We start from the raw sequence: 7,295 nt of genomic DNA on the forward strand, positions 1-7,295 counted from the left end.
GGCCGCGAAGGCTGGCTGTGACAGGCTCACCAGACAACAAAAAGCGCGCCGATTGGCGCGCTTTTTTATGGGCATTGGCAGGGATTAATGACCCAGCTTGGCCTTGATCATGGCGACGATGTCGGTGATGGCCACTTCCTGCTTCTCACCGGTGCGGCGGCACTTGTATTCCACCACGCCGCTGTCCAGACCACGGTCGCCGATGACGATGGCGTGGGGCACACCCAGCAGCTCCATGTCGGCAAACATGACGCCAGGGCGCTCTTTACGGTCATCGAACAAGGTGTCGACCCCGGCGGCTTTCAGCTCGGCATAGAAGCGTTCGGCCAGTTCGGCAACCCGCACCGACTTATGCATGTTCATCGGTATGATGACGGCTTCGAACGGTGCTATCGCATCCGGCCAGATGATGCCGTACTGATCGTTGTTTTGCTCGATGGCCGCGGCCACCAGGCGGGAGACCCCGATGCCGTAGCAACCCATCTCCATGGTGACGGACTTGCCCCCTTCGTTGAGCACATTGGCTTTCATGGCTTCGGAGTATTTGGTGCCCAGCTGGAAGATGTGGCCCACTTCGATGCCACGCTTGAGCAGCAGCTTGCCCTGGCCGCAGGGGCTGGGGTCGCCTTCGACGACGTTGCGCAGATCGGCAACCTCGTAAGTGGCGATGTCACGATCCCAGTTGGCACCGGTCAGGTGGAAGCCGGTCTCGTTGGCGCCACAAACAAAATCGCTCAGCTGGGCGGCGCTGCGATCGACGATGATGCGGCCGGCAAAGCCGACCGGGCCGATGGAGCCTGCTTCACAGCCTGCGGCGGCCAGGATCTGCTCTTCGCTGGCGAAGGTGAGCGGGTTGGCCACACCGGCCAGCTTCTCTGCCTTGAGCTCGTTGAGCTCATGGTCGCCACGCACTATCAGCGCAATCACGGCCTGTTTGCCGTGCTCGTCCGCATCGGCCAGTACCAGCAGGGTCTTGGCGATGGCGCTCGGTGCCAGGCTCAGGAAGGCGGCAACCTCCTCGATGCTGTGCACGGCCGGGGTCGCTACCTTGGTCAGGGCCTGGGTCGCGGCGGCGCGCTCACCGGCCGGGGCCAGGGCTTCGGCCATCTCGATGTTGGCGGCGTAGTCGGAGGCGTCGGAGAAGGCGATCAAGTCTTCGCCGCTCTCGGCCAGCACCTGGAATTCGTGGGAGCCGGTGCCACCGATGGAGCCGGTATCGGCCTGCACAGGGCGGAAGTTCAGACCCATGCGGCTGAAGGCGGCGCAGTAGGCTGCGTGCATCCGCTCGTAGGTTTCGATCAGCGAGTCCTTGTCGATGTGGAAGGAGTAGGCATCCTTCATCAGGAATTCGCGGCCGCGCATCACACCGAAACGGGGACGCACTTCATCGCGGAACTTGGTCTGGATCTGATAAAGGTTGAGGGGCAGCTGCTTGTAGCTGTTCACCTCGTAACGGACCAGGGCGGTGATCACCTCTTCGTGGGTCGGACCCAGTACGAAGGCACGGTTGTGACGGTCGGTCAGGCGGCACAGTTCGGGGCCGTAGTCGTCCCAGCGGCCGGATTCCTGCCAGAGCTCGGCTGGCTGCACTACCGGCATGGACACTTCGACTGCCCCTGCGTTGTTCATCTCTTCGCGCACTATGTTCTCAATCTTCTTGAGTACACGCAGACCAGAGGGCAACCAGGCGTACATGCCGGAGGCCAGTTTGCGGATCATGCCGGCGCGCAGCATCAGCTGATGGCTGACAACCTCGGCGTCGGACGGAGTTTCCTTGAGGGTAGAAAGCAGATAATGGCTGGTACGCATCGCGATGAACCTTAACGTGAGACGGGCCGCCGGGCCCTGGATAAAAGCAAGGGCGGAATTTTAACATGGGTCACCATCCTAATGCGATTTTCTGTCCGCAATAACATGATTAATGCACGGGTCATGTCGCCAGCGGGGCTTGATGGCTGGAACCAGGCCGACAGGGGTCATCAGTGTGCTGGATACTTATCCAGTAATTATTTAAGCTAGGGCTACTTTTGTTGCTAGCTGTGTTGGTTGAGGAGACAAGCCGTGATCGGTCGCTTGAGAGGCATTGTAATTGAGAAGAATCCCCCCGAGGTGTTGCTCGAGGTAGGGGGCGTGGGTTATGAGGTACAGATGCCCATGAGCTGCTTCTATGACTTGCCCGAGCTTGGCAAGGAGGCGATCGTTCAGACTCACTTCGTGGTACGCGAAGACGCCCAGCTATTGTATGGCTTCAACCACAAGCAGGAGCGCGCCCTGTTTCGCGAGCTGATCAAGACCAATGGCGTCGGCCCCAAGCTGGCACTGGCAATTCTCTCCGGCATGACGGCCAGCCAGTTCGTGCTCAGTGTCGAGCGGGAGGAGATAAGCACATTGATCAAATTGCCAGGGGTTGGCAAGAAGACCGCCGAGCGATTGGTGGTGGAGATGAAAGACAGGCTCAAGGGCTGGGTCAGTCACGATCTTTTCTCGCCAGCGACTATCAGCCTGCCCGCTCAGGAGAGCAGTTTGCGCGCCCCGGATGCGAGCGAGGAGGCGGCAAGCGCCTTGGTGGCGCTCGGTTACAAGACCGCCCAGGCGAGTCAGATTGTCGGCAAGGTTGCCAAGGAGGGGATGTCGGTGGAAGCCATCATCCGTGAATCCTTGCGCAGCCTGGTGTGAGGTAAGAGATGATCGAAGCAGACCGTCTCATCTCGGCCACGGGCGTTCGTGAAGATGAGGTCATCGACAGGGCTATTCGCCCCAAGAAGCTGGCCGACTATACCGGCCAGGACCCTGTGTGCGCCCAGATGGAGATCTTCATCGAAGCCGCCCGCCAACGGGGCGAGGCGCTGGATCATTTGCTTATCTTTGGCCCGCCTGGCCTCGGCAAGACCACCCTCGCCAATATAGTGGCCAATGAGATGGGGGTGAACATCAAGACCACCTCGGGCCCCGTGTTGGAAAAAGCGGGGGATCTGGCGGCGCTGCTCACCAACCTCGAGCCTAACGATGTGCTCTTCATTGACGAAATTCACCGACTCAGCCCTGTGGTGGAGGAGGTGCTCTATCCGGCGATGGAGGATTATCAGCTAGACATCATGATAGGAGAGGGGCCTGCAGCCCGCTCCATCAAGCTCGATTTGCCCCCCTTCACCCTGATTGGCGCGACCACCCGGGCCGGTTCTCTCACCAGCCCGCTGCGGGATCGCTTCGGCATAGTGCAGCGCCTCGAGTTTTACAACGTCAAGGACTTGACCGACATAGTGGCGCGCAGCGCCCGCTGCCTGGGCCTTGAGATGACCGATGATGGCGCCCTGGAAGTGGCCCGCCGTTCCCGTGGCACCCCTCGTATTGCTAACCGTTTGTTACGCCGGGTGCGCGATTTTGCTCAAGTGAAATCCGATGGCCGTATAGATGGAGCCATTGCGGCCCGAGCCATGGACATGCTGGACGTGGATAACGAAGGTTTCGACTTTATGGATCGCAAGCTATTGTTGGCTGTGATTGACAAGTTTATGGGTGGCCCTGTCGGGCTGGACAACCTGGCCGCCGCCATTGGCGAAGAGAAGGATACTATTGAGGACGTGCTCGAACCCTATCTGATCCAGCAGGGTTATCTGCAACGTACTCCTAGAGGCAGGATTGCGACGGTTAGAGCCTATGCCCACTTCGGTCTGCAGCGACCCGCTGAAAGCTGAAAATGGCTGGTTCGACAAAAAACCGTCCTCTGGGACGGTTTTTTTATGGGCGGGCATAAAAAAGCCCACACGCACAGGCGGTGGGCATAAAAGACAATTCTGGGTGGATGTTCACAGACAGTGAGTGCGTCTGGACACAAGCCGGGTAAAGCAAAAACGGTGAGTCGTCGCGAGACTCAGAGTCGGTTCAGTTGATACAGCTGAACGAAAGAAATCTTGTAATAACGGATCGCTTTAGTCACAAACTTTTTCATCTTGGTGCCCCTCTGTCAGATTCGAAATGGTCATCAAATACGCACTGGGAACCCTGATTAACCGGCCTGTATCCAAGGGATTGCCCTCACTGCGGGGCGCATTGTAGGAGGAGTGTCACTAGGGAGCAAACAAGAAAAATTGTCACCTATAGATTAGTTTTTCTAATCATTTTGGTGGCGATTTAAACTAGCATGAACATGCGTTTTTATCGGTTTTTCAGTAATTTCGCGTCAAGAGCTCATCTTTGACAAAAATGAGTCTAACTATATTGATGTCGTGATTTATTTAATAGATTTCTCTGTGGAGCTGTTTTTATAAAAATTGATTTAAATCAATAAATTAAAATCTTTGTGAATTTGTGACTTTGCTCTCGGAATGGATGGGTTTTAGGCGTAAAAATCCTTTTAAAACACATGTATCGACACTGGTTTTACATTGATTTCAATCAAATAAAGATGATATAAAACAGCCGTCATCATGGGCGAGAATAAATACCTGGCGCTTGTTTTGTAGTTGTTAAACATTAGCTTTTTTTGTTCTCATTTATTGCCTTGTTGTTAATATTTGGTCGTGACCTAACAATGCGGTTGTGAAGTGATGCAGTACGCAGCGGACTCGGGAACACCAACGGAAGCTTTGTTCTTAAATACACCTAAAATAGCCGTGCCAATAATCGGTGAGGAAACATCATGATTGCTGAGCATGTGGTAGACCTATCGCGGTTCCAATTTGCTGCGACGGCCCTTTATCACTTCCTGTTTGTACCCCTGACGCTGGGAATGGCCTTCATTCTGGCGATCATGGAATCTGTCTATGTCATGACCAACAACCCCGTTTACAGGGACATGACCAAGTTCTGGGGCAAGTTGTTTGGGATCAACTTCGCCTTGGGGGTCACAACGGGTCTGACCATGGAGTTCCAGTTCGGTACTAACTGGGCCTACTACTCCCACTATGTCGGCGATATCTTCGGGGCCCCACTGGCCATCGAAGGGTTGATGGCCTTCTTCCTCGAATCCACCTTCGTCGGTATGTTCTTCTTTGGTTGGGATCGACTGACCAAGCGTCAACACCTAGCTGCGACCTGGTTGATGGCGTTGGGAACCAACCTCTCTGCCTTGTGGATCCTGGTCGCCAACGGCTGGATGCAAAACCCGGTTGGCGCCGAGTTCAACTTTGAATCCATGCGCATGGAGATGGTGAGCTTCGCGGATCTGGTGTTCAACCCCGTAGCTCAGGTCAAGTTCGTCCATACGGTTGCGGCGGGCTACACCACGGGTGCCATGTTCGTGCTGGGTATCTCTTCTTACTACCTGCTCAAGGGCCGGGATGTGGCCTTCGCTCGTCGCTCCTTCGCCATTGCGGCAGCCTTTGGTATGGCCTCCATCCTGTCGGTGTTGATCCTGGGTGATGAATCCGGCTACGAGACCGGGGAAGTGCAGAAGGTGAAACTGGCCGCCATCGAGGCGGAGTGGGATACCCACCCGGCTCCGGCTTCCTTCACCCTGTTCGGTATCCCGAATCAGGAGGAGATGCGCACCGATTACGCCATCAAAATCCCTTATGCCCTCGGCATCATCGCCACCCGCTCCCTGGACGAGCAGGTTACCGGCATCAAGGATCTGAAGAGCGAGCACGAACTGCGCGTGCGTAGCGGCATGACCGCTTACGAGCTGTTGACCAAGCTGCAATCTGGCGACAAGTCGGAAGAGACCCGGGCCCGTTTCGATGAAGTGAAACAGGATCTGGGCTACGGTCTGCTGCTCAAGCGTTACACCAATGACGTGGTTGATGCGACCGATGCCCAGATAAAGTCTGCCGTGGATGACTCCATTCCTCAGGTGGCGCCTCTGTTCTTCGCGTTCCGCATCATGGTTGCCTGTGGCATCGCCATGCTGTTGCTTATTGGTATCGCCTTCTATGACAGTACTCGTCACCGCATAGGTCAGCGCAAGTGGCTGCTCAAAGCCCTGTTGTGGGGCATACCACTGCCCTGGATTGCCATCGAGTGCGGTTGGTTTGTGGCCGAGTACGGCCGTCAACCCTGGACTATAGCGGAAGTGCTGCCGACCTTCGTATCAGCCTCCAATGTGCCCGCCGCCGAGATCTGGTTCTCCCTGATAGGCATCTGTCTGTTCTACTCGGTACTGCTGGTCATCGAGATGTATCTGATGTTCAAGTATGCGCGTCTGGGTCCTAGCAGCCTCAGAACTGGCAAGTACCACTTCGAACAGCTCAAGGCATAAGGGGATCGACTCATGTTTGATTATGAAATGTTGCGTCTGGTCTGGTGGGTGCTGGTCGGTGTCTTGCTGATCGGGTTCGCTGTCACGGATGGTTTTGATATGGGGGTGGGCGCTCTGCTCCCCTTCGTCGGCAAGAAGGATGTCGAGCGTCGCGTGATGCTTAACACCATGGGGCCCCACTGGGAAGGAAACCAGGTCTGGCTGGTTACCGCGGGTGGCGCGCTGTTTGCTGCCTGGCCCATGGTCTATGCGGCAGCCTTCTCCGGCTTCTACATTGCCATGATCTTGACTCTGATGGCGCTCTTCTTGCGTCCGGTCGGATTTAAATACCGCTCCCTGCGTGAAGACGCCAAATGGCGCAACAACTGGGATTGGGGACTCTTCATTGGTAGTGCTGTACCGCCCGTTATCTTCGGGGTCGCCTTCGGCAACCTGCTGCAAGGGGTTCCGTTCAGCTTCAACCAGTTCCTGATGCTGACCTATCACGGCAACTTCTTCGGCCTGCTCAACCCGTTCGGTATTCTGGCCGGTCTGGTCAGTCTGTTCATGATCGTGACCCAAGGTGCAACCTGGTTGATGATGAAGACTGAAGGTGAAGTGCTGGCTCGTTCCCGCACTGCCGCCACCCTCTTCTCGCTGCTGACCTTGGTGAGCTTTGCCCTGGCCGGTGTCTGGGTCAGTGGCATGGATGGCTACGTGGTTGTCAGCAGTGCTGCAACCGATGCCGTGACCAACCCCTTGCACAAGGAAGTGGTAGTACAGGCCGGTGCCTGGATGCAGAACTACAGCTTATATAGCTGGATGATTGCCGCCCCTGTGCTGGGTCTGGTTATGAGCCTGTTGACCGCGATTGCGGCCAGAATGGACAAAGGCTGGTTGGCATTCCTCTGCTCCTCCCTGGCCATTGCAGGCATCATACTGACTGCCGGTTTCTCCATGTTCCCCTTCGTGATGCCTTCGAGCCTGGAGCCGTCACAGAGTCTGACCATGTGGGATGCTACCGCCTCCTTCAACACCCTTAAGGTGATGACAGTGGTTGCTGCCATTTTTGTGCCGACTGTGCTGGCGTACACCATCTGGACCTACATCAAGATGTTTG

Annotated in this window: 5 protein-coding genes; 4 read left to right on the forward strand and 1 reads right to left on the reverse strand. The window is 56.2% G+C overall.

The genetic code is table 11. The features are described 5' to 3' along the window. Positions 1-84: 84 nt before the first annotated feature. Positions 85-1,809 (reverse strand): proline--tRNA ligase, encoded by a 1,725-nt coding sequence (locus G113_RS17670; protein WP_005908055.1) that lies wholly within the window; start codon positions 1,807-1,809, stop codon positions 85-87. A gap of 252 nt (positions 1,810-2,061) precedes the next feature. Between G113_RS17670 and ruvA the strand changes: the two genes are divergently transcribed. From ruvA to cydB, 4 genes are all read left to right on the forward strand, one after another. Further along, positions 2,062-2,676, forward strand: a complete 615-nt coding sequence (ruvA, locus tag G113_RS17675) for a Holliday junction branch migration protein RuvA (protein WP_005908056.1) — start codon at positions 2,062-2,064, stop codon at positions 2,674-2,676. Between the two features lie 8 nt (positions 2,677-2,684). After that, positions 2,685-3,695 carry a Holliday junction branch migration DNA helicase RuvB gene (ruvB, locus tag G113_RS17680; RefSeq protein WP_005908057.1) on the forward strand — a complete coding sequence of 337 codons (1,011 nt, stop codon included), beginning with the start codon at positions 2,685-2,687 and terminating at the stop codon, positions 3,693-3,695. Between the two features lie 944 nt (positions 3,696-4,639). Beyond that, on the forward strand, positions 4,640-6,196 hold the full coding sequence (locus G113_RS17685; RefSeq protein WP_005908058.1) for a cytochrome ubiquinol oxidase subunit I: 1,557 nt from the start codon (positions 4,640-4,642) through the stop codon (positions 6,194-6,196). A 12-nt stretch (positions 6,197-6,208) separates the two neighbouring features. After that, positions 6,209-7,295, forward strand: a 1,087-nt coding sequence (cydB, locus tag G113_RS17690) for a cytochrome d ubiquinol oxidase subunit II (protein ID WP_005908059.1), incomplete at its 3' end; no start/stop codon positions are given.

Source organism: Aeromonas molluscorum 848 (genome assembly GCF_000388115.1).
Classification (GTDB): Bacteria; Pseudomonadota; Gammaproteobacteria; order Enterobacterales; family Aeromonadaceae; genus Aeromonas; species Aeromonas molluscorum.